20 protein-coding genes are annotated in these 25097 nt (G+C 42.1%); all 20 read right to left on the bottom strand.

The window, feature by feature from the left end:
- Positions 1 to 122: 122 nt before the first annotated feature.
- The 20 genes from ribF to frr all read right to left on the bottom strand — a co-directional run bounded on the left by ribF (position 123) and on the right by frr (position 25097).
- Positions 123 to 1073, bottom strand: coding sequence for a bifunctional riboflavin kinase/FAD synthetase (gene ribF, locus NSQ70_RS08165; RefSeq protein ID WP_017359069.1), 951 nt, complete (start codon positions 1071 to 1073; stop codon positions 123 to 125).
- A gap of 18 nt (positions 1074 to 1091) precedes the next feature.
- Positions 1092 to 2021: a tRNA pseudouridine(55) synthase TruB gene (gene truB, locus NSQ70_RS08160; protein ID WP_159145685.1), complete on the bottom strand. Its 930-nt coding sequence runs from the start codon at positions 2019 to 2021 to the stop codon at positions 1092 to 1094.
- Between the two features lie 68 nt (positions 2022 to 2089).
- Entirely contained in the window at positions 2090 to 2440 is a 351-nt protein-coding gene (rbfA, locus tag NSQ70_RS08155; RefSeq protein WP_007499525.1) for a 30S ribosome-binding factor RbfA, read from the bottom strand.
- 17 nt (positions 2441 to 2457) lie between these two features.
- Positions 2458 to 2736: a DUF503 domain-containing protein gene (locus NSQ70_RS08150; protein WP_159145684.1), complete on the bottom strand. Its 279-nt coding sequence runs from the start codon at positions 2734 to 2736 to the stop codon at positions 2458 to 2460.
- On the bottom strand, positions 2733 to 4853 hold the full coding sequence (gene infB / locus NSQ70_RS08145; RefSeq protein ID WP_007499526.1) for a translation initiation factor IF-2: 2121 nt from the start codon (positions 4851 to 4853) through the stop codon (positions 2733 to 2735). The genes NSQ70_RS08150 and infB overlap by 4 nt, the downstream gene beginning before the upstream one ends.
- Positions 4854 to 4872: 19 nt before the next feature.
- Entirely contained in the window at positions 4873 to 5175 is a 303-nt protein-coding gene (locus NSQ70_RS08140) for a YlxQ family RNA-binding protein (protein WP_007499528.1), read from the bottom strand.
- Positions 5168 to 5452 (bottom strand): YlxR family protein, encoded by a 285-nt coding sequence (locus NSQ70_RS08135; RefSeq protein ID WP_008344742.1) that lies wholly within the window; start codon positions 5450 to 5452, stop codon positions 5168 to 5170. The genes NSQ70_RS08140 and NSQ70_RS08135 overlap by 8 nt, the downstream gene beginning before the upstream one ends.
- Before the next feature lie 15 nt (positions 5453 to 5467).
- Positions 5468 to 6583: a transcription termination factor NusA gene (gene nusA, locus NSQ70_RS08130; RefSeq protein ID WP_007499530.1), complete on the bottom strand. Its 1116-nt coding sequence runs from the start codon at positions 6581 to 6583 to the stop codon at positions 5468 to 5470.
- Positions 6584 to 6615: 32 nt separating this feature from the next.
- Positions 6616 to 7089 (bottom strand): ribosome maturation factor RimP, encoded by a 474-nt coding sequence (rimP, locus tag NSQ70_RS08125; RefSeq protein WP_008344744.1) that lies wholly within the window; start codon positions 7087 to 7089, stop codon positions 6616 to 6618.
- Positions 7090 to 7330: 241 nt separating this feature from the next.
- The gene (locus tag NSQ70_RS08120) at positions 7331 to 8461 is read right to left on the bottom strand and encodes a cellulase family glycosylhydrolase (RefSeq protein WP_159145683.1); all 1131 of its coding nucleotides are present in this window, start codon (positions 8459 to 8461) and stop codon (positions 7331 to 7333) included.
- 23 nt (positions 8462 to 8484) lie between these two features.
- Entirely contained in the window at positions 8485 to 9711 is a 1227-nt protein-coding gene (locus tag NSQ70_RS08115; RefSeq protein ID WP_041507294.1) for an endo-1,4-beta-xylanase, read from the bottom strand.
- Between the two features lie 79 nt (positions 9712 to 9790).
- Positions 9791 to 11899: a glycoside hydrolase family 48 protein gene (locus tag NSQ70_RS08110; protein WP_335372802.1), complete on the bottom strand. Its 2109-nt coding sequence runs from the start codon at positions 11897 to 11899 to the stop codon at positions 9791 to 9793.
- A gap of 17 nt (positions 11900 to 11916) precedes the next feature.
- Positions 11917 to 13767 (bottom strand): glycoside hydrolase family 9 protein, encoded by a 1851-nt coding sequence (locus tag NSQ70_RS08105; protein WP_268382633.1) that lies wholly within the window; start codon positions 13765 to 13767, stop codon positions 11917 to 11919.
- Between the two features lie 423 nt (positions 13768 to 14190).
- Positions 14191 to 18444 carry a PolC-type DNA polymerase III gene (locus NSQ70_RS08100; RefSeq protein ID WP_253718760.1) on the bottom strand — a complete coding sequence of 1418 codons (4254 nt, stop codon included), beginning with the start codon at positions 18442 to 18444 and terminating at the stop codon, positions 14191 to 14193.
- A 135-nt stretch (positions 18445 to 18579) separates the two neighbouring features.
- On the bottom strand, positions 18580 to 20277 hold the full coding sequence (locus NSQ70_RS08095; protein WP_327878335.1) for a proline--tRNA ligase: 1698 nt from the start codon (positions 20275 to 20277) through the stop codon (positions 18580 to 18582).
- 80 nt (positions 20278 to 20357) lie between these two features.
- The gene (gene rseP / locus NSQ70_RS08090) at positions 20358 to 21623 is read right to left on the bottom strand and encodes an RIP metalloprotease RseP (protein ID WP_007499546.1); all 1266 of its coding nucleotides are present in this window, start codon (positions 21621 to 21623) and stop codon (positions 20358 to 20360) included.
- 6 nt (positions 21624 to 21629) lie between these two features.
- Positions 21630 to 22781 (bottom strand): 1-deoxy-D-xylulose-5-phosphate reductoisomerase, encoded by a 1152-nt coding sequence (gene dxr, locus NSQ70_RS08085; RefSeq protein ID WP_079919196.1) that lies wholly within the window; start codon positions 22779 to 22781, stop codon positions 21630 to 21632.
- A gap of 39 nt (positions 22782 to 22820) precedes the next feature.
- Positions 22821 to 23615, bottom strand: coding sequence for a phosphatidate cytidylyltransferase (locus NSQ70_RS08080; RefSeq protein WP_007499550.1), 795 nt, complete (start codon positions 23613 to 23615; stop codon positions 22821 to 22823).
- A 12-nt stretch (positions 23616 to 23627) separates the two neighbouring features.
- The gene (locus NSQ70_RS08075; protein ID WP_007499552.1) at positions 23628 to 24410 is read right to left on the bottom strand and encodes an isoprenyl transferase; all 783 of its coding nucleotides are present in this window, start codon (positions 24408 to 24410) and stop codon (positions 23628 to 23630) included.
- Positions 24411 to 24539: 129 nt separating this feature from the next.
- On the bottom strand, positions 24540 to 25097 hold the full coding sequence (gene frr / locus NSQ70_RS08070) for a ribosome recycling factor (RefSeq protein WP_008344764.1): 558 nt from the start codon (positions 25095 to 25097) through the stop codon (positions 24540 to 24542).

Raw genomic sequence — 25097 nt, 5'->3', positions numbered from 1 at the left:
TACCTCGCAACCGTCGGTGAAGTCGGCCTGCCAAGTAAGTGGTTTTAAAGCTACAGGAATTATCATACTAAAAATATGCCGATTTTGCAAATGATAGAGCGGTTTTTCTGCGATTTTTTTGTTTAATGAAGATGATCTTGAAAAAACTGAATCGCTTCTTCTTTATCTTGACTAATTTGAGCCGTTAATTCTTGGATACCGTTAAATTTTTGTTCACTGCGAATCCGTTTGTACCACTGTAATTTAATCGGTTCACCATAAATTTCTTCGTTAAAATCAAAAAGGTTCACTTCAATCGCAGGCTGATCAGGACGTTTTTCATAAAATGTTGGTTTGTAGCCAACGTTACAAACACCGTCATACACCTTGCCTTTCACTTCCGCTCTCACTGCATATACGCCTGTTGGCGGGATGATGTATTCAGCAGATAAACCAACATTGGCGGTTGGAAAGCCAATCGTGCGTCCTCGTTTATCTCCATGAATCACAATGCCGCGCAGCTGATACGGTTTCCCTAAAAGCTCACTCACATATTCAACGTCTCCATTTTTCAATGCGGAACGTATAAGGGTCGAGCTGACTTTCCGGTCTTGGTTGGAAAGCTTAGGTACAATGGTCGCAGCAATCCGCCCTTTCCCGTATTCGTCAAACGTTTCCATTGTGCCTGCGCCAAACCGGCCGAAGGTAAAATCGAAACCAGCGACTGCATGCTTCACATTCAGTTCGTCCAAATATTGATCGACAAACTCTTGAGGAGACAGCGCTGCAAAGCTTTCGCTGAATTGCACAATGTATAAGTAGTCAGCACCTAATTGTTCGATAAAATCAATCTTATCCTCAAGCGGTGTGATTAAGTCTTTTGGTTCACGTGCTTTTTGCAGAACATGTGATGGATGCGGATGAAAAGTCATGACAGCTAGAGCTAAACCCTCTTTTTCCGCAATGTTTTTCGCTGCATCAATCACTTTTTGGTGTCCGAGGTGAACACCGTCAAAATACCCTAAAGCCATCACAGACGGGACTTGATCCTTTTGATTCAATGTATGTGGGTGTGAAATATGTATAGTCTTCACGAGATGGTCACCTTTTCTTTAAGATTGCTTGTCCTGTGATAAAATCTTCGCCGGCTTCATCAGGTTCTGTTTGGTCGGGTGCTTCATATAAATCGCCATACAACGGCCTGAAGGAGCAAAGACAGCGACACGATCTTCCTCTGCAAAATGAGCAAATTCATCAGGCATAGGTAGGACTGCACCGTTTTCCACTTTACTTGCTAATGTATCATTTATCTCCCATTTCGGCAAATGATTGAGCGCACGCTCGATCGGCACAAGATGTTCCTCAACCATTCCTTCTTCGCTGATCTCCCGCAACTCATCAAGAGTGATACATTCATCTAACGTAAAGTCACCAGATCCTATGCGAATGAGGTGAGACATGTGGGCTGGAAACCCAAGTTTTTTTCCAATATCGACGGCTAACGTTCTCACATATGTGCCTTTTGAACACAGGACGGTGAATCTAAAGGATACCTTTCCATTTTCAAATCTGACAGGTGTTGTCCGCTCGATACGATGAATGGTAATTTCACGGCTTGGACGTTCAATTTCAATGCCTTGCCTTGCATATTCATAGAGCTTTTTTCCGCCAATTTTCACAGCAGAAAACATGGGGGGGATCTGTTCAATGGTTCCTTCAAATTGTTTCAACGCAGCATCAATGTCATCTTCTGACATCGGTACCGGCACCTTTTTTTCTTCTACTACTTCACCTGTTTGGTCTTCTGTCGTTGTAGAAAATCCAATGGTGATTTCCGCATCATACGTTTTCGATTTATCTGTTAAGTACTCCACAATTTTTGTCGCTCGTCCAATACAAATAGGCAGAACACCTGAAACCTCTGGATCGAGTGTCCCTGTATGTCCCACTTTTTTTGTGTGTAAAATCTTTCTCACTTTAAACACACAGTCGTGAGAGGTCATGCCTCTTTCTTTATGTAATAAAAGAACACCGTTTTGCACCTGCGTTCTCTCCTTTCATAAACGATGAAAAAGGACAGACGATCATCGCCTATCCTTATTTCAACGTCTTATTCGTGATCTTTTGTGTTTAGTTCAGCAATCAGGCTTTCAATTCGGTTACCGTAATCTACAGACTCATCGAATTCAAAGTGAAGCTCTGGTGTTTTGCGAAGTCTGATTCGATTGCCAATTTCAGAGCGGATATACCCTTTCGCCTTTGCAAGGCCTTTTAAGGTTTCCTCTCTTTTCTTCTCGTCGCCAAGAACAGAAATGTAGACTTTGGCAATTTGCAAATCACCGGATACTTCAACATCCGTTACAGTCAAAAAGCCGATTCTTGGATCTTTTAGCTTTCTGCCAAGGATGTCGCCTAATTCTTTTTTCATTTGCTCACCCACACGGGTTGCTCTCATACTCATGATCTTATCACCTCTAATTAAAACCACTCAGTTTTCGTGATCGTTCGTTCAATTTCCGGAAAAGAATCAATAAAGTTTAACACACGCTGAAGTTCCTTTTCCACTTGAACCCGGGAGGAGGAAATGACGGCGATTCCGATCGAAGTACGCTGCCATGTATCCTGATAGTCCATTTCAGCAATGGTCACATTGAATTTATGGCGCGTTCTTGTCATGATACGCTGCAGAACCGCACGTTTTTCCTTCAGTGAGGATGCATCATAGATCATACACTCACACTCGGTATAACCGATCATTTTCTTTCGATTTCTTGCATAACGAATGATTCCATGACATCACCTTCACGGATATCATTGTATTTCTTAATGGTAATACCACATTCATAGCCTTGTGAAACTTCTTTCACATCGTCTTTGAATCGTTTTAATACGTCGACTTCACCTTCAAAGATGACGACGCCATCACGAATTAAGCGGATACCACTGTCTCTAGTAATGGTACCTTCAGTGACATAGCCACCAGCAATTGTACCGATTTTAGATACTTTGAACGTTTGACGAACTTCAACTTGACCGATGACTTTTTCTTCATATTCAGGGTCAAGCATCCCTTTCATCGCAGCTTCAATTTCATCGATGACTTTGTAGATGATGCGGTGTAAGCGGATATCTACGTTTTCTGTTTCAGCTGTGCTCTTCGCATTGCCATCAGGACGTACGTTAAATCCAATCACAATCGCATTAGAAGCACTTGCTAAAATGATATCAGATTCTGTAATCGCTCCAACACCCGTATGGATGATTTTCACTTTGACGCCTTCTACTTCAATTTTTTGAAGAGCTGCCGTCAGTGCTTCAGCAGAACCTTGTACGTCTGCTTTTACGATTAAGTTGATATCTTTCACATCACCTTGTTTGATTTGCTCAAATAGGTCATCAAGAGATAATTTCGCTTTGTCTGAACGCTGTTCATCAAGTTGTTTAGACGCACGCGCCTCACCGACTTGACGAGCTGTTTTTTCATCTTTGAATACGAGGAACTGATCCCCTGCATGCGGTACATCATTTAAACCAGTGATTTCAACAGGTGTAGATGGTCCTGCAGTTTTCACGCGGCGTCCGATGTCATTGACCATTGCACGTACACGGCCAAATGTATTTCCGACAACGATTGGGTCACCTACTTGAAGTGTACCAGTTTGAACGAGAAGGGTTGCAACAGAACCTCTTCCTTTATCAAGCTCAGCCTCGATCACAGTTCCTTTTGCCGCACGATTTGGGTTGGCTTTTAGTTCTGCTACTTCGCTGACAAGAAGGATCATTTCGATCAATTCGTCAATGCCTTCACCTGTTTTTGCAGATAAAGGAACGAAAATCGTTTCGCCGCCCCAAGCCTCAGGTACAAGACCATGCTCAGTTAATTCCTGCATCACGCGGTCAGGGTTCGCTGTTGGTTTGTCAATTTTATTGACAGCCACAATGATTGGCACCTCTGCCGCTTTTGCGTGGTTGATCGCTTCAATCGTTTGCGGCATGACACCGTCATCTGCTGCAACGACCAAGATCGTCGTATCTGTTACTTCAGCACCACGTGCTCGCATCGTAGTGAAAGCTGCGTGTCCTGGTGTATCAAGGAACGTGATTTTCTTGCCGTTTTCTTCAATTTGGTATGCACCAATATGCTGCGTAATTCCACCCGCTTCGCCTTCAACAACTTTCGTTTTACGAATGCTGTCAAGAAGCGTTGTTTTCCCGTGGTCAACGTGTCCCATGATCGTTACTACTGGAGGGCGTACTTGCATATCTTCTTCTTTATCTTCAACTTCATACTTTTCAAGTTCAGTTTCTTCTAAAATGATCACTTCTTCTACTGGAACACCATATTCAGAAGCAATTAATTCGACTGTATCTTTGTCGAGCTCTTGGTTGATCGTAGCCATGACACCAAGCATCATCAGTTTTTTGATGATTTCAGCAGTTTCTTTGCCAAGCTCGTCAGCAAGCTGGCCGACTGTCATTGAATTTGTAAATTCAATTTTTTCAGGAAGCTCTTTTTTCGGCTTCACAGGTCTTGCTTGCTGATGCTGCGCCTTGTTGTTGCCGCCACGTTTATTTTTGTTTTTGTTTTGGTTGTTGTTTTTTTTGTTTTTATTAAATTGATTATTCTGCACGTCATTCTTCTTTCTATCATTGTTTTTGTTAGATGATTGTTTTTTTTGTTCTGCGGGTTTCTCGTTAGCTGTCTCTTTTGCTTTGGCTTTTTTATAGATAGCGTCTAGCTTTTTCACAGTGTCGTCTTCAAGCGTCGCCATGTGGTTGTTCACTTCCACGTTCATATCCTTAAGCGCTGCTATAATATCTTTACTTGAAACATCTATGGCTTTTGCGTATTCATATACTCTCACTTTAGCCATTCGTTCACCCCCAAATAAATTAATCGAGCAAGCTTATGAGCTTCTTAGCGAAGCCTTGGTCAGTGACAGCGACAACTACGCGAGCTTCCTTCCCAATAGAACGTCCGAGAACGGAACGGTCTTCAACTTTTCTAACCGGAACATTGTAAAATTTGCATTTGTCAGATACCTTTTTCTCTGTGTTGGATGAGGCATCTGCTGCAAGAAGAACCAGCTTAGCACGCGCATGTCTAATTTCTTTGATCACCAGATCTTCTCCTGACACGACTTTACGAGCTCGATTTGCTAGACCAAGCAAAGGATACCATTCAGATTCAGTCATTAGGTTTTTTCACCTTTTCAGCTAGTTCTAGTAATTCTTCAAAAATGTGTTCGTCAATCTGTGTCTGAAATTGCTGCTGTAAACTACGTTTGTTCTTCGCCGCAAGAATGGTTTCTTTATCGAGAGAAAGGTAAGCGCCGCGCCCGTTCATTTTTCCGGTTGCGTCAACAGACACTTCACCTTCTTTTGAACGAACAACGCGAATCAGTTCTTTCTTTGGTTTCATTTCTCCCGTCACGACGCATTTTCTAAGCGGGATTTTTTTTCGGCTTTTCACCTTTTATATCACCTCTTATTCGTCAGATTCCTCAGCTACTGGTTCAGCCTCTAAGAAAAGAGATTCAGAGTCTTCAGTTCTTGGGAAAATACCGAGTTCTCTTGCATCTGTTTCGCTTTTAATGTCAATCTTCCAGCTCGTTAGTTTCGCTGCAAGACGCGCATTTTGACCTCTTTTGCCAATGGCTAATGACAGCTGATAATCAGGGACAATGACAGTTGTCGCCTTATCTTCTTCATTTACAATGACATCAAGAACTTTTGATGGACTTAACGCATTGGCAACAAATTCAACCGGGTCATTAGACCAATGGACAATGTCAATTTTTTCGCCTTTCAGCTCATTGACAATTGCTTGTACACGCTGACCTTTAGGTCCAACACAAGAACCAACTGGATCAACATCAGGATCATCTGTACGAACAGATATTTTAGAACGGTCCCCAGCTTCTCTAGCGACAGATTTAAGCTCTACAGTACCATCATAAATTTCTGGGACTTCGATTTCAAATAAACGCTTTAAAAGACCTGGGTGTGTTCTTGATACATAAATTTGTGGTCCTTTTGTTGTTTTTTCTACTTTCGTAATGAACACTTTAATGCGGTCATGTGGTTTGTAGTCCTCATTTGGCATTTGTTCATTGACCGGAAGAAGGGCTTCGATTTTGCCAAGTGACACGTAAATGAATTTACTGTCAATTCGCTGAACGATTCCCGTCATGATGTCTTCCTCACGATCGATAAACTCAGTGTAAATCACACCTCGCTCTGCTTCTCTCACTCGCTGCGTCACGACTTGTTTCGCTGTCTGAGCTGCAATGCGTCCGAAATCTTTTGGTGTGACTTCAATTTCAACCACGTCACCAACCATGTAATTCGGGTTGATATTTGCTGCATCATCTACTGAGATTTCAAGGCGAGAATCATACACTTCATCTACAACATCTTTTCTTGCGAATACGCGAATCGTTCCCGTTTCACGGTTTAAATCAACACGCACATTTTGTGCTTGGTTAAAATTACGCTTGTATGCAGAAATGAGTGCAGCTTCTATCGCTTCAATAATAATTTCTTTACTAATGCCCTTCTCTTTCTCAAGAACAGTCAGGGCATCTAACAACTCACTACTCATTTTTATGGTTCCCCCTTATATCAATGAAAAGGTTAATTGAACGAAACTGCTAATCTTGCGTTAGCAATTTTTTCGTATGGAATATTGATCTCTTTCTTTCTTGTCTTGATCTTCACTGTCACTGTTGCAATCTCACCATCAAAGCTTGTAAGCTCACCTTCAAATGCCTTTTCACCATCAATTGGTTCGTATGTTTTCATGAAAACATTTTTTCCAAGTGCTTTTTCAAAATCAGCTTTTTTCTTTAATGGGCGCTCCGCTCCAGGAGAGGACACTTCAAGAAAGTAGTTTTGGCTAATTGGATCTGCCTCATCAAGCTTTTCGCTCAAGGCTTCGCTCACTTTGGCACACTCCTCGATATCGACGCCTTTGTCAGAGTCAATAAATACGCGAAGGAACCAGTTTTGACCCTCTTTGACAAATTCAACATCAACGAGTTCAAGCTGTAAGCCATCTAAAATTGGCTGTACCATGTCGCTTACGATGTCCACTACTTTTTTGCTCATTCTCTTCCTCCTTGTGCTTTCGATAAACGCTCTTATCAATCATTCTGCATAAAAACCCTGCTTTATTGTGAGCAGGGGGAGCAGAAAACGGATGAATAATGTCGAGACAAAAATTGCCTGTTCAATACAAAAGAGCGGGTTTCCCCACTCTTGTCTCGGTAATCGTTAGCATTTCCATAAAAACTATACCATATCCAATTTTTTTATGCAAATGAAGTTCCTTATAAACAGGCATTCTTCATCAGTTCTTTTCATTCATTCTTTTGGCGTGTTCACGAATGATTCCTGCCTCCCGGCTCTCCTTTAAAACTCGAAACCCGTCATAATCCGGGTAGAGGGAATCATCGTCTTGAATGCTTGTTAAAATCCAAAATTGGCTACCTGCGCCTCCGAGCTGTTCAATTGTCTTCAGCCAGCTATCATATACATCAGGACGGGCTGCTTGATTTTGATAGCCAAACTCTTCTAATACAACAGGTTTGCCAATTGCGTTTCCTCCGGTGATATGATCTTTAATCCATTTCACTCCCCATGCAGCAGACTGATTCCAGTGATCCGGGTATAAATGATAGGTTCCATAATCAATATGAGGGAGAGCAGTCAAACGATCCCAATCAACACCTTCTCCCCCATTGTAAAACCAATCGTCATGACCTGTCATGCGAAAGAACCCTTCGTCTCCTACTGCAACAAGGTGATTCGAGTCAATTGATTTGATCCATGCACTCATTTCATCTGCCCAGTTTACTAGTATATCTCCCGAAGGGTCTGACTGAGCGCGCGGCTCATTGGCGAGCTCCCATGTCATAATAGCAGGATCATCTTTATATTGAACACCTGAGTACGTATTGGTTCTCTCTAATACATAGCGCACATAGTTTTTGTAAGCTGTTTTAATCCGAGAATCTGTATAAAAGTGATCATGTGATCCTGCCTGAAACCACTTCACATATTGATTCATCCCGCCAAAGTCATCCCAATTGTTCACGAGTGGGATGACCAGCTTGATTCCTTCCTGCCCTGCTTTATAAATCGCATAGTCTAGTTTTTGAAAACCGGATTCTTCATAAACACCTGGACGAGATTGTAAGACTGAGTTTTCTTGAGGGGTACCATCGTGAAATCCCCAAATACGAATAACCTTTAAATCCATTGCCTTCATATCGTCAAAAACAGCATCTACCATCTTTTTTGATTTGTAATGGAAATAATAATTATTTGTGCCAGCAAAGTAAAATGGGTGGTTGTTCAATACAAAATGTGTACCAGATGTTTGCACATAGGAGGAGGCCTTTACGGTCAGAGTGAACCAACCCGCCCATAAAGTGATCAGCAGCATAAAACAAGCCACCCGTTGAACCCATTTTTTCATTCCATTCTCCTCCTCACAATCTCTTATTCTACTGGTACGATGATATCTAGTTGAAGCGGTGTTTGTTTAGTTGAATCAAGTTCAATCGTCTGCTGCTGCAACATTTTACTTTCTTCACCAATTCGAACCTCATACGTCCCGTGAAACGCTGGACATGTCACTTGGCCATTCGCATCTGTTTTTTCCACTCTTTGTGTCGTCCACTCCTGTAGAAGCTTTTCATAACGCCTGCCCGCTTCATTTAACGACCAATCATGATTCACGATGGCTGCGTGCTCACCTCTCCAATGAGCACCCGCCCAAAATCCCCACATCAGCACACCTTTTACGGCTGGATGACTAAAGGCAACCCGATATAAAGCTTCTAAGTTATCCGCTCGTCTATTGGCATCCGGGTGAACAGAGTCATACTCTGTCACCCATATCGGTAGACCAAGCTCAGCAAGCACATCTAGTCTTTGTTTTACAACGACTGGATCCACTCGATCTTCAAAGTGACCTTGAACTCCAATGGCCTCAACTGGTGCCCCCAACTGACGAAGTTCATTGATATGTGCTTTATATGCGTGATGTTCGCCGTATGAGATTACATTATAATCATTGACAAACAGCAAGGCTTGAGGATCAATTTTTTTCGTTTCTTCATACATCCATTTCCAAATCTGTTTCCCAAACCGGTCTTTAAAAAATGAACCATGCATCATTTCGTTGTTTACATCCCAATGACGGAATTTCCCTTTGAAATGATTGCCTGCATGCTCAAGCCGCCTTTTCATGGCTTCATATACTTCATGATTCGGTAATGATTTCAGCCAGTTTGGATTGGCATCCTCTACCTCCCAAAATAAGGCGTGCCCCCTCACTGGAATTTGGTGTCTATTGGCAAAATTCAGCATGGCATCTGCTTTTTCGTAGGTTATTTTCCCTCTTTCAGGCTCATTTGCATACCATTTTGCCTCATTTTCAAACACAGCCCAATTAAAATGTTGAACAAAAAAATCAGCATACGTTTGATTGAATAGTACTTGGTCATTCATTGCTGAACCAAATGCAAATTCATGTCTGATTTGTTTTATTTCTACCTCTATTCCGGCAACTGGCTTTTGTTCCTTATTGATGACGTTTATGACAAGCTCTCTTTGTCTATGTTGTAAGATTCGATTATTTGCTTCTTTTCTCCAGCTTTGATTTTCTTGTTCCTGTGATCCGCCATTCGATGAATGATTCATAAATTCTTTCTTATTAACCATGATGACATCACCTTTGCTTTCATTTCATTTATCTTATTAGGAAACCGCCGACTAAAAAAGCCGGCAGCTGTACTACGTTCTATTCGTTTATGAGACGATGGTATTCTGCATAAGCCGTAGCCATATCAACTTGCGACCAGAAACGGTGGTAGGTGAAACTTGGCGCTCCGTTTTCCCATTTGCCTGTTGCTTCATTAAAAGATGATTGATATTTACTCTCCAGTGCTGACCAGGCTGGGTCTTGCTTGATTTTCGGACGAAGATCTGCAAAGCTCGTATACACTCCGTTACCTCCTCGCTGCGGGTCAGAAGGAATGGTACTGGAACCAGGAATCTGATTTCCTTGACCAAATGTTCCATTCCAGCCATTTGGGAAGTACACTTCTTTTTTAAAGAAACGGTGGTAGTCTTCTCTGTCTTCCTCTGTCACAATCCCTACACCATCATTGTAATTCCAAGCAACCTCAAGGAGCTGTGCCGCTGTCTCTTTTGCTCTTATGCCAAGTGTTGTGTAGTTTCCTGTCTCTTTCTGTGTTGCAGCAGCAAAGAATGTGAGTGCTTTGATTAGACTGCCCAGTACACCAGTATCTTGAGTAGGATCTTTTGTAACTGCCGTTAAATTTGGATTACCTGTTGCAGATTGGAACCCGCTCCAAGTGTCAGGCTGACCGCTCCATTCTATATTCCCAGGAATCCAAAACTCTCCCGGTGCACTCGTCGTAGCAACAGCAACATTGGTCCCCCCTAGAATTCTTTGACCCTGACCATCTAAAAAATATCCATCTTGATCCGACACAGGACGCGTGCCAATAAAAATATAATCTAGTGAATAGTTGACCCATTTTGTGATGACAGATTTGGCCATTTGGAAATTTTCAGATGTTTTGTCGCCATCTTTTGCAAAGATATAATAAAGCTCTGCTACACGCTCAATCGGCCATGCTTGCATTCCAAACCAGTTATTGGACGGAGGATCATGGTAAACAGGCGCATCTTCATAAGCCATATCATAAAATGTGCTTCTTCCTGCAGGATAAGCGCTATAGTCTCCATTCCAGCTGTTGGTAGCACCTCCTGCAATCGCTCCCTCTTTTGATTGAAGCCAGACGTAAAATTCAAGCTGTCTCTTTAACGTCTTTTCCCAATCACTTGCAGCAGTCGGTGACGCTGGCTTTAAGCCTCCCTTATCTGAGGATAAAGCGTAAGCAGCGACTGGATTTTGATACCCTTGATGACAATGGCTCGCACCGATACGCCATGACCAATTTGCATATTCGCCAAGTCCCCCGCCCCAAGAGGTATACCATGCCATTAAGTGATGACATGCACTTTTTCCATTCCCAGGATACGGATTACCTTGCTTGCCGCTTCCAATTGTTTGAAAATATTTATCATACATTCCGTAGCGAAGGAAATCACCCATCTTTTTCGCTTTATTAAGATAGGCTGACCCATTATAGCCAAGTTCCTTTGCCCAATACATTGCCTGTATCGCACGTGCATCAGCGTCCGTCGCATTTGTGTAGCGCCACTGGGCGGCTGGCGCTTGATTTTCTTTTGTGAACAAGCTCATGAAACCTTCATTGGGCTTTCCGGCTGTTTTATCATCTTGTGATGGATGAGGGATGGCCTCCCATACGGATTCTTGCGGACCCCGCTGAAATGTGTTTACATATGCAGCTGTATGTGATGGGTTGAGCAAATTCCCATATTCATACCAGTTGTCTACATCAAGAAGCCAGTGCATTAAATACGTTTCATTCGTTCCGTAAGTTGACCTCAGTTCATGATCAATTGGATCTTGACCAGCAGGGCGAGCACCCGTCAACTGGCTCGGATATTGATCTGGATATGGTTTTTCTGAAGCGTATGTGGCTGGGCTGGATGGATTGTAAGAGCTCATATGCGGCTGTTCGTCATGTCCATCTTCGTTTACTGGAATGATAAACTTCTCCATATTATCCCAAGCCGCTTCTAGTTTGCTCCAATCGCCTGTGTAGTGACCATACAATGCTTCAAGCCATAACCAATAGCTGTAAGCTTCTGAAGTTGTCATATGCCCGTAATCAGGTGCCTCACAAATGAGTGTCTCAACGGAATGATACGGAATGCCTTCTTTTGAAAAATATCCATTCGTCTCGTTTTTCATTTGATGATAAAGTGTTAAAAACCGTTCTTTATTTGTCATGTCCTCACCCTTTATATTTATTTATTCGGAAGCGTACCAAATACTAAATCACCTTGATCAAAAACAGGAATTCTCGCTGTTTTTTGCATATTGGATGTTAATCCTTGAAAGGAATAATCATTTGAGGCATCCCATATATTCGCACCATTTGGCGCAGATAACCGGAACTGTATTTCCTTCTTATGAAGCGATTCGCCTCCTGGAAAAATAGCTACGCCAGTAAAATCGATTTCTGTAAAATAGATATGGGATGATGCGTCATACACCGTTAACGGAGATAAGGAAGCGCCTTCATTGTAGACAGCTGTCACTTGAATATCTTTATCAGTGAATCCCTTCGCAAATATCTCGCTCAGATTGACATAATATCTAAAAGAAAGTGATTGACTACTTCTGGCCGGCCAGCCTGATCGATTGTATAGAATGGCTTTGATCTGAGTAGATGTTGTATCGTTACTCATGACAGCTGCCTCTACAAAAAACTCATCTTCCACTTTTTCTTTAGGCGGAAAATTTGGCAGTTTTGACTGCCCCTGACCAAACAGCTGCACCATTTTGGCTACATTTCCAGTAAAGGCGGCATTATAGTCTGTTGCTACCTCGTTTGATACATAGTCAGAGATGTCATCGGTATACTGATCCTGTGCATTAGGCCCCCCAACAAGCGCTCCATATAACGTGTGCCGATGAGAAGAAGGAGTTGTCAGCTGATTAGACCATGAGCCATGTGCAGTTCGATGGTGTGGATGCATCGGCGGATTTTTGCCAAACCCAACGACATAGCTTCTATTTTGCGGATTATCCCCTAACATATAGTGTGTTTGCCTGATCGCAAACGTTTGGTATCGATTCTTTTTTTCTTGATCAGAGACCCAATCTGCGTACACAAACGCTAAAAATGCAGCATTTGCTGTATAACGAAGTGAACCCCATTGATCTAACCACGCTAGTCCGCCAGGCGTATAAGTGATTCTTTCTACTTTTCCATTTTGAACAAAACCCGTCGACCAGTAATCGAGATTACGCTCCGTCGATTCGATAAACCTTTTCTCCTTTGTGATTCTCGCAAGTAAAATTTGCGAAGCAAAAAAGGTATTGTCCCACGACATCGTAAACGTATAATCCCAATCCTTCGGCCATTCTTCGACTGCTTTTAGTGCTTTGTTTAAATAGGTCTGGTCATTTGTCGCCAAGTAGAGCCATATTCCACCCCAAATGAGCTCATCAATATAGCCGCTCCAAGAGTTATAAAATGGCTGCGCATTGGTGACACAATCTGTATACTCACCGCGATATTGGTCAGCAAATGCATAAAGCTGCTTTGCATGGGTGAGAAGCTTTGCTGCATAAGGCGCATCAGTTTCTTTAAAAATAATTGAACCCGCTGCTAAAGCGGCTGCGGTTTGGGCGGCTACTTCTGTTCCTGGACACTGTTCATCAATTTTAAATGCTGGCCGGTTCATCGGCATCACTTCTGCTGGACCCCACCAGCCATGATCTGCGTTCCCATCGCCTACTTGTGCCCAAAATTCATTTGGACCTGTATGGGCTTTCAAAAAATAATCGGTTGCCCACTTGATTTGATCTAACATATCATCAAGCAGCTCTGCCTCTTCGTAAGCTTCTCGGTACTCATAGACTGTCCATGCAAGCACGGCTGCCGAGTAAGCCATCGGAAGTCCGAACTTCACATGATCACCAGCATCGTACCAGCCGCCTGTTAAATCATGACCAACATCTTTCCCATCCTCTAGTCCAGAATCCCCTCGCCAGTTAAGACGATTGCTTTCAGGAAGCTTTCCGGAACGCTGGGCTTCGTAAAACAAAATGGATTTTTGAAGCACCTCTACATAGTTGTAATCTGACATGTACCTACTTCTCACCCCTTCTTTTTTCTTAAACGTGAAACATTGAACAAGAAATGACCACCTCCTTGTTATTCCGTTCGTGTTTTGTACAGTGTTGAAAAGAATCAAGCGTGTTTCAAAAATGTGCATAGTAAACAGCCATCAGCTTGACGCTCACCGAGGGTGGTTTTCTCCTGATTCTTCATGTGACTGTACCCAAAATGATCATATGTCGTATGAGAACATTTCAGACGGCTAAATTCTCTTTTTTGCTCTATTTGGGTAGAAAGAATGACATACAATCTCTTCTCTCAAAACACGACGTTAAATCAAGATATATGAACCAACAAGAAAATAATTCCAGTTAAAATATTTAGTTAACATAATAATATTATTGTATATACAAAAAAGAACGCCCTTTAAGGGCGCTCCTCATTTTTCACATTAGAACAAAGAAAGCTGGTTTTGATCAGGAAGTGCTTCTAAGCAACCTTGACGATCCAAATACTCAAGGATGGTCTTAGACACTTTTCCTCGTTTTTGTAAATCTTCTTTTGAAAGGAATTCACCATCTTGGCGTGCGCGTACAATATTTAACGCAACGTTTGTTCCGAGTCCAGGGATGGAGTTGAATGGCGGGATTAGCCCGTCTCCATCAATGATAAACTCAGTGGCACTTGACCGGTATAGGTCTACTTTTTTAAAGTGATAGCCTCTTTCACACATTTCAAGTGCAAGCTCTAGTACAGTTAATAGGTTCTTCTCTTTCGGTGATGCATCAAGACCTTTTGAGTTAATATCGTCCATGACCGCTCGAATCGCATTCGATCCTTTTGTCATCGTTTCAATATCAAAATCATCAGCACGAACGGTAAAATAAGCCGCATAGTACAGAAGTGCATGGTGCACCTTGAAATAAGCAATCCGAACGGCCATTAATACATAAGCAGCCGCGTGGGCTTTAGGGAACATGTATTTAATCTTTTTACAAGAATCAATGTACCAGTTCGGTACGTTATTATTCTTCATTTCTTCTTCCCATTCAGGAGGAAGTCCCTTCCCTTTACGAACAGATTCCATGATTTTAAAGGCAAGTGACGGCTCTAAACCTTGATAAATCAGATAGACCATAATATCATCACGACAGCCAATCACTTCGCTTAGTTCACACGTTTTATTATGAATCAGCTCTTGGGCGTTGCCGAGCCATACATCTGTACCGTGAGATAGACCAGAGATCTGAACAAGCTCCGAGAAGGTGGTCGGTTTTGTATCCTCAAGCATCTGACGAACAAACCTTGTGCCAAACTCTGGGATCCCAAGTGTTCCCGTTTTACATCCAATTTGTTCTTCTGTGACACCGAGAGGTTCCGTTCCTTGGAAGATTTTCATGACCTCAGGATCATCTGTCGGAATCGTTTTTGGATCAATTCCGCTCAAGTCCTGAAGCATCCGAATGACCGTTGGATCATCGTGTCCAAGAATATCTAGTTTCAGCAAGTTATCATGGATTGAATGGAAATCAAAATGCGTCGTTTTCCAATCAGAACCTGTCGCATCTGCTGGATATTGTATTGGTGAGAAATCGTAAATGTCCATATAATCCGGCACGACGATAATACCGCCTGGATGTTGGCCTGTTGTCCGTTTGACGCCCGTACAGCCCTGTACGAGCCGGTCAATTTCAGCACCTCTCATATGAAGGTTATGATCTCCTGCGTAGCCTTTCACATAACCATATGCCGTTTTTTCTGCAACGGTACCGATTGTACCTGCGCGGTATACATACTCTTCACCAAACAACTCTTTCGTATAGTTATGGGCAATCGGCTGATATTCTCCTGAGAAGTTCAAGTCGATATCAGGCACTTTATCTCCTTTAAAACCTAAGAACGTTTCAAACGGAATATCGTGTCCGTCTTTTTTATACGGCGTCCCGCATTCAGGACAGTCTTTATCAGGAAGGTCAAATCCTGAGCCAACCGATCCGTCATTAAAGAACTCAGAGTGCTTGCAACTTGGACATACATAGTGCGGCGCAAGCGGGTTTACTTCTGTAATCTCTGTTAATGTCGCAACGAGAGATGAACCAACTGATCCCCTTGAACCAACTAGATATCCATCATCAAGTGATTTCTTAACAAGCTTATGAGAAATTAAATAAATAACAGCGAAACCGTGACCAATAATACTCTTTAATTCTTTCTCAATCCGGTCTTCTACAATTTTCGGTAAATCGTCACCGTAGATGCTACGAGCCATGTTATAGCTCATTTCCCGAATTTCTTCATCTGCACCTTCGATTTTTGGTGTATAAAGATCGTCTTTGATTGGTTTAATACTTTCGACCATCTCAGATACTTTTTGCGTATTCGTCACGACAATCTCTTTCGCCTTCTCGTCTCCAAGGAAAGAGAATGCTTCTAGCATTTCATCAGTTGTTCTAAAATGAACTTTTGGCAGTTCATGACGATTCAGCGGATTCGCCCCGCCTTGTGATGAAATTAAGATTTTGCGATAAATTTTGTCTTCTGGATGCAGGTAGTGCACATTTCCAGTCGCCACGACTGGTTTATTCAGTTTTTCACCAAGTTTCACAATGTTTGTGATGATCTCTTTTAATGCACGTTCATCCCGAACAAGCTCCAGCTGGAGTAAATGCTGATACACTTCTGGCGGATGAACTTCTAAATAGTCGTAAAATGCGGCAATGTCTTCTACCTCATCAGGTGACTTCTGCATCATCCCTTCAAACACTTCACCCTTATCACAAGCAGACCCAACAATTAAACCTTCTCGATATTTCTCAAGCTGTGAGCGAGGGATACGCGGCACGCGGTAGAAATAATGAATATGAGAAAGTGAAACAAGCTTAAATAAATTCTTTAGACCCGTCTCATTTTGTGCAATCACGGTTGCATGGTAAGGACGTGAGCGCTGATACGCATTGGACTGTCCCATGTTTTCATTCAATTGATCGTGGTAAGCAATCTCTTTTTCAGCCGCATCTTTTAGCATCTTCAGCATGAGGTAACCAGTTGCTTCTGCATCATAAATCGCCCGGTGATGCTGCGTGAGTTCAATATCAAACTTTTTACACAGCGTGTTCAGCCGGTGATTTTTAAATTCAGGATAAAGGAATCGGCCGAGTTCTAGTGTATCAATGACAGGGTTTGACGCTTTATCTGTTTTTAACAGGCGCTTATATGCTGCATTTAAAAAGCCCATATCAAAGCTCGCATTGTGAGCAACAAGGATATCTTGTCCAATCCACTCTTTGAAATCTCGAACAACATCGACCACATCTGGTGCATCTCTCACCATGTCATCCGTGATACCGGTTAGTTCAATGGTTGTTGCTGATAACGGATGATGAGGGTTTGCAAATGCCTCAAAGCGGTCAATGATTTCCCCGCCTTTGATTTTCACAGCTGCAAGCTCAATGATCGTATCATACACAGCAGAGAGTCCCGTTGTCTCAACATCAAATACGACAAACGTCGCATCTTCTAACAAGCGGTGCTCTGGATTATACGCAATCGGCACCCCGTCATCGACTAAATTGATTTCCACCCCGTACATCATTTTGATGCCATGCTTTTTACTTGCTGCATACGCATCTGGAAAGGATTGTACAACGGCGTGATCTGTCAGGGCAATGGCCTCATGCCCCCATTTTTTTGCTTGTTCAACAAGTCTACCGATGCCAGTGACAGCATCCATCTGGCTCATTGGCGAATGCAAATGAAGCTCAACACGCTTTTCTCCCTCTGGTGCAGTATCTTCTTTCAGCTGAGGTTTCATTTCATTGACGTCATTTGCGATCATGACAAGATCTCTCACAAACGTATCGTTTTGAATGCTTCCTCTTGCTTTGACCCACATCCCTTTTTTCAAGGATTTCATGAGCTGAGCATCTTCTTTTTCTCTCGCAAACATTTTGATCAAAATACTATTCGTATAATCGGTAATTTTAAAGATACAAAGGGTTCTGCCGCTTTTTAGTTCGCGCGTTTCTGCATCAAACACGTATCCTTGGACGGTGATTCGTCTTTCTTCGTCCATAATACTATCAAGCGTACGTATTTCTTCATTGTCTTTGATTTGATAGCCAATCATCAGTGGGCCAGAAGGAGCTTCCTCTTGATCCTCACTTTCCTTCTTCTCCATCTCAACAAGGGCTTGCATGGCTCTTTCTTGATCTTCAGCAAGTTTTTGTTCTCTGAACTTCTGAATCTCTTGATCTGATACAAAAATTTCTGTATCAAATTGAAGTTCTGGAAAACCGACTTGTTTAAATGCAGCCTGAAGCATTGGGCTATATTTCTTCTTGATGGCCAGAGCCTCAGTTTCGCTTTTTGTTTTGATGATGATCTTATGTCCAGACAGCACTGGTTTTTGCTGTTGAAGCAAGCTGATGATCGGGGGAGAAATTCCTTGAAGCTCTTCCACACAATGTGACCAATACGATTGAACGAGCTCTTCAGATATGTGCGGATCATTGACTTCAATCGTACAAGTGACTTGTGCGATATGAGAAAATGCATTTGTCAGCCTGCTTAAAAACATTGCATATACTTTGTAAGGCAAAAGTGCCTTAAATTTAAAAAGAAAATGCCACGTTTTTGCCGCCTTATGCACCGTCAATTTGACGATCTCGCCTTCTTCAAAGTAACGGCTGAGGTCATCATCTGTCATTTGAATCTGATTGAGTAATATATGAAATTGCCGCCGGGTAATCGGTAATTGTTCATCCAAGACAGGACCCTCCTTTTGCAAATCAGAAAGGTACCTCTTTTTTGCAGGAGGTACCTTCATTTTTTTGTTCGTTTTTTATGCTTGGCGTATAAATGAAATCAGTTCATCAACAGATACTTCGTGTGATTCACCTGATTTTCTGAATTTCACTTCGACAATTCCTTCTTCTGAACGTTTCCCGCAGCTAATGCGAATTGGCAGTCCAATTAAGTCACTGTCGGCAAATTTGACGCCTGCACGCTCTTGGCGGTCATCGAAAAGGACTTCATAGCCCTCTTCCTGTAAACGCTCATACAGCGTTTCAGCCAGTTCCTTTTGTGCATCGTTTTTCATATTTAAGGCAAGTAGATGAAGATCATATGGCGCAACTGTTTCTGGCCAAATAATCCCCTTGTCATCATGATGTTGTTCAACAATCGCAGAAAGGGTTCTAGAAATTCCGATGCCATAGCAGCCCATGATCATTGGCTGCGCACGTCCATTTTCATCGAGGTATGTTGCATCCATTGCCTCTGAATAACGTGTGCCTAGCTTAAAGACTTGTCCTACTTCAATTCCTTTTGCGAACTGGATTGTACCTTCACCATCTGGAGAAACGTCTCCTTCTTGAATCAAGCGAAGATCTGTATATTCCTTCACTGATAGATCACGAGCAGGATTAACATTGACATAGTGATAATCCGATTCATTTGCACCTGCAACTGCATTTGTCATTCCTTTTACAGCGTGGTCTGCATAAATCGTTACTTCCGCTTCAAGCTTCACTGGTCCAACAAATCCTGGTTCTGTTCCGATCACGTCTAGTACTTCCTCACGTGAAGCAAGCTCTACAAGCTGTGCTCCAACTAAGTTTTTCACTTTCACATCATTTACTTCATGATCGCCTCTTGTCAGGACAAGTACATACGCATCGTCCGCTTTAAACAAGACAGATTTGATACATGTAGAAGGATCCACTTCTAAGAATGACGCAACATCTTGTATCGTCTTCACCTGCGGCGTGTGTACTTTCTCGAGTTCTTTGAAGTCCGCAGGGTTTGCTTCTTCTCCGTGATACACAGCCTCAGCCATTTCAATGTTCGCAGCGTAGGAAGATGTGTCAGAGTATGCGATTGTATCTTCTCCTACTTCTGACAGTGCCATAAACTCATGTGTATCTTTTCCTCCCATTGCCCCAGAATCGGCAATGACGGGTCTAAAGTTAAGACCTACTTTTGAAAAGACATTCGAGTAAGCTGTAAACATTTTGTTGTATGTGTCATCAAGGCTCTCTGGTGAAGAGTGGAATGAATAGGCGTCCTTCATAATAAATTCACGTCCGCGCAATAACCCAAAGCGAGGTCTTTGTTCATCACGGAATTTAGATTGGATTTGATAAAGTGTCAAAGGAAGCTTTTTATACGATTTGACTTCACTGCGTACGAGTGATGTGATCACTTCTTCGTGTGTTGGGCCAAGTGCAAACTCGCGGCCGTGGCGATCTTTCATACGCATGAGTTCTGGACCGTATGTATACCATCTTCCTGACTCTTGCCACATTTCTGCTTGCTGCAGCACTGGCATTAACAGCTCAGCTGCACCCGCCTTTTCCATTTCCTTGCGAACAATGGATTGAATGTGCTGAATCACTTTATGTGCTAGCGGCAGATAATGATAGATACCGCTCGTGTTTTGTCTAATAAATCCAGCTCTTACTAATAGCTGATGACTTTTTGCCTCAGCATCTGCCGGCACCTCTCGAAGAGTTGGAATGAAAGTCAGGGATTGTCTCATGTCGTTACACCTCATTTAAGAAATAGGACTTCTCACAAAAACTCTTGTTTCCCAGAATGAGAAACAAGAGACATTGGTTTTTATAAAAATAATCGCTGGATGTCATTCCATGTCACTACTAGCATTAATAGCATGAGGAACGCAACACCAATGAAGACAACAAGTGCCTCTTTCTCACGATTAATTGGTTTGCCGCGAATGGCTTCAACGAATAGGAAAAGTAATCTTCCTCCGTCTAATGCAGGAATCGGTAATAAATTCACGATCCCTAAGTTGATACTAAGAAACGCAGCAAACTGCATTAATGTTAACACACCTTGTTTCGCTACTTCTCCTGTCATGTCATATATTCCAACAGGACCTGCAAGCATATCTAATGAAAATTGTCCTGTGACAATCTTTTGCAAGTTCGTTAAGATGAGACCTGCTGTTGATATCACTGTCGTTCCTGAGGATGAGATGACTTTGAGAAAGCCATTTTCTGTTGGCGGGTAAGAGCCAAAACGGCCAATGGTTTTTCCTTCGGCCTTCACAGCTTCCGGTACAACTTGAATGGTGCTTTCTTTGCCATCTCGGTCAATGACGACATTCATTTTTTTATCTGGGTTCTTTTGAACCGTTTGAACAACGTCTGTCCAAGAATTCATTTTATCCCCATTAATTGAAACGATATGATCTCCCTGCATAAGCCCGGCTTGCGCTGCCCGGCCGTCTTTTGTCAGCTTACCAAGTACAGGATCATCCACGGTTACACCTTGAATAAATCCTAAAGCCACTAGAATCACATATGCCAGGATAAAGTTCATAATCGGTCCAGCTGCAATGGCTTTAATACGCTGCCATACTGTTTTTGAACCAAACTGACGGTTGTATGGCGCAATTTGAATTTCTTCACCATCTGCAATATAGAAGCTTGTTTGGCTTACATTGTAGCCAGTCAGAATGTCTTCATTTCCAGCCTCATATCCTGAAATTCTCATCGCATGATCTAAATCAATTTGTTCAACTTCAATGACAAGTGCATCAGGATATTTTTCTTTATCATTTAAAATGATTTTTTCTACTTCATTTTGCTCATTGAATAAGAGCCCCACTGTATGACCCGGTTTAATTTCAATGACTTCAGGGTCTTCTCCAGCCATTTTAACAAATCCGCCGATTGGCAGAAGTCTGATGGTATAGACGGTTTCTTTTCGTTTAAAGGAGAAAATCTTCGGTCCAAAACCAATTGCGAACTCGCGGCATAAAATGCCTGCGCGCTGCGCCATAATTAAATGGCCAAGCTCGTGGAAAAAAACGAGCGTTCCAAAAATAATAATAAACGCAATCACTGTATTCACGAACATACCACCTTATGCGAGGATTGATTGAACAAAGTCTCGTGTATCTTTGTCCACTTCATGGATATCTTGCAAACTAGGCGTTGAAATCACATGATGTCTGTTCAGTGCCTTTTCAATCAATTCTTCAATTTGCAGGAACGTTACTTTGCCTTTTAAAAATGCATCAACAGCTATTTCATTGGCTGCATTAAGCACAGTAGGCATTGTCCCTCCTATTTTACCTGATTCATAAGCAAAATGTAAGCAGCGATACCTGTCAAAATCCGCTTTTTGGAAATTTAATTGTCCAATCTCCCAAAGGTTTAATGATTTCGCTTCTTTTAATGGCGCTCTATCAGGATAAGTGAGCGCGTATTGAATCGGAACCCTCATGTCAGGTGTACCTAACTGAGCCATGACACTTTTGTCATGGAATTCCACCATGGAATGGATGATGCTCTCTTTATGTAACAGCACATCAATTTGATCGTATGGGATATCAAACAGCCAATGCGCCTCAATCACCTCAAGCCCCTTATTCATCATGGTCGCTGAATCGATCGTGATTTTTGCGCCCATGGACCAGTTCGGATGATTCAGCGCTTCTTCTACCGTTACACCTTCAAGCTCCGTGCGTTTTTTATCTCGGAAACTGCCGCCTGAAGCTGTGACGATTAAGCGTTCAATGTTTTTAGCTTGTTCACCTTGCAGGGATTGAAAAATAGCGGAGTGTTCACTATCGACAGGAAGTAAAGGCACGTCATACTTTTTGGCGTACTCTTTTACTATATGACCAGCTGTCACAAGTGTTTCCTTATTTGCAAGTGCGATCGTCTTTTTTTGTTCAATGGCTTTTAATGTCGGTACAAGTCCGACACTTCCTACCAGTGCATTGACCACAACATCCACTGCATCATAGGTCGCTGCTTCGATGTTCGCTTCATCACCCGCAGCCATTTTGACATCGTATTGAAATGAATGACCTTTTAACGTGCGATAGGTCTCTTCGTCTACACATCCAACAAATTCAGGGTGAAATTGTTCAATGATAGGGATGGCCTTGTCTATATTTCTGCCAAACGTCATCGCTTTCAACTTGAATTTGTCTGGATGCTGCCTGATCACATCTAATGTTTGTTCTCCAATTGATCCTGTTGCGCCTAATAGCGAAATATATTTCAAATTGCCACTCCTTCTCTCGTTCAATTAGTTTCTATGAGGTTAGCTAGCAAACGTGGCCAGCAATAGATATAAAAACGGCAGAACGAATAAAAAGCTGTCAAACCTGTCCAAAATTCCGCCATGACCTGGGAGTATTGTCCCTGAATCCTTCACATGGTAATGACGCTTTAAAGCAGATTCCACAAGGTCGCCAAGCTGTCCAAAAATACTGAGCAAAAGAGTAATAAACATAACAAGCAGATATGATGGCAAAAATCCTGTAACCGCCTGGAACACAAGTGACAGCACGACCGCTGTGACGATTCCGCCGATAAATCCTTCTACTGTTTTGTTTGGGCTGATCTCTGGCCAAAGCTTTCGTTTCCCCATAGATTTCCCAATAAAATAGGCACCTGAGTCAGTGGACCAAATAATCACCGCTGCGAAGAAGATCGCACTCATGCCATACAAGCCTCTAATTTGAATAAAATAATAGAAACTAACGCCAATATATAATGTGGCTAATATAACAAAAGCAACCTCATCGAATGTGAAAGAGTTTTTGCTCAGAACTGTATAAGTTAAAAGGATTAAGACTGCAAATAAAGCAATCTGCATTTTTGATGCGTCTACGTTCGGGAAGAAGCTATTTTCTCCGCCCATTAAAAGCCAAAGCAATATTAAGCTGACAATGCCAGGAAAGCTGAAAATCGAAATCTTTTTCATTCTAAGAAGCTCAAAGAGAGCGACACTTCCCATTAAATAAATCAGCAGGGTAAACGGCATTTGTCCATAAATCACTGCAAGTAAAAACACTGCAGCTGCCAGAACACCCGTCAAAATTCTTTGTTTCATCTGCACCACCCTCTAAATTCCACCGAACCTCCGGCCGCGGCGCTGGTACTCTCCGATAGCGCCTATGAGATGCTCATCAGAAAAGTCAGGCCAAAGCACATCCGTAAAGACAAACTCGCTGTATGCAATTTGCCAAAGCATAAAGTTGCTTAATCTAATTTCTCCACTCGTACGAATAAGCAAATCCGGATCTTGAAGAGATTCTGTCATTAAATAAGCTGAAAACATCTCTTCTGTGATGTCTTCTGCTCGAAGCTTGCCTTCTTTGACTTTTTCAGAAATTTGTCTGCATGCAGAAATAATTTCTGTCCGTCCTCCATAATTGAGCGCAAAATTTAAAATGAGTCCGTCATTATTCGCCGTACTCTTCACTGCGTTCTCTACCGCTTTTTTCGTATGCTGCGGGAGGCCGTCTGGATCACCTGTTAAACGTACACGGACATTTTCCTCGATAAGTTCAGGCAGATAGATGTTTAGAAACTCTTCAGGAAGCTTCATTAAAAAGTCTACTTCTAGTTTTGGACGTTTCCAATTTTCTGTAGAGAAAGCATACAAAGTCAGCACTTTGACATTCAGCTCATTTGCAAGCTTGGTCATGCGCTTGACAACTTTCATTCCTTCATGATGTCCTGCTACCCGTGGAAGTGCACGTTTCTTTGCCCATCTTCCATTCCCATCCATGATAATGGCGATATGTTCAGGAATTTCTCCATTTAATATGTCTTCTTTTGTCAGGCTTTCTAAGTTGGAAGCTGCTGTTTGCTGATTCTTCCAATTTTTGAGTATATTGAGCATGAGATTCCTCCATCACCCAAAAAGGTTGCGTTCCCGCTAATAATATAGTCCTCAACAGTATTAACAAAAAAACCCCCTGTAAACATGAAGAGGGTCTTTTCACTATTATCTATTGTACATAGTTTTTTCTTAAACTTCCATGATTTCTTTTTCTTTATCTTTTGTCACTTCATCAATTTTAGCGACATATTCATCTGTCAATTTTTGAACATCCTCTGTAGATGATCTTAATTCATCTTCAGTGATCTCCCCATTTTTCTCTAGCTTTTTCAATTCATCGTTTGCATCACGACGAACGTTACGAACAGCTACTTTTGCTTCTTCTGAGTATTTTCTCACAACTTTTACAAGTTCTTTACGTCTTTCTTCTGTTAGTGCTGGGATCGCAATACGGATCACGTTTCCGTCACTTGTTGGTGTGATACCAAGATCAGACTTTTGGATCGCCTTTTCGATATCACCGATCGCTGTTTTATCGTAAGGTGTGATAATCAGCATACGTGCTTCTGGCACTGTAATTGACGCAATTTGGTTTAGTGGTGTTTGCGCACCATAGTAATCCACTGTTACTTTGTCTAAAAGGGAAGCATTAGCTCTGCCCGCACGGACAGTTGCTAGTTCACGTCCGTATGCTTGAACGGCTTTTTCCATTTTTTCTTTTGTTTGGTTCAACACTTCTTTTGACAC

It is taken from the genome of Bacillus sp. FSL R5-0397 (assembly GCF_038593395.1).
Lineage (GTDB): Bacteria > Bacillota > Bacilli > Bacillales > Bacillaceae > Bacillus > Bacillus altitudinis.
This window is presented reverse-complemented; position numbering and strand designations above follow the sequence as displayed.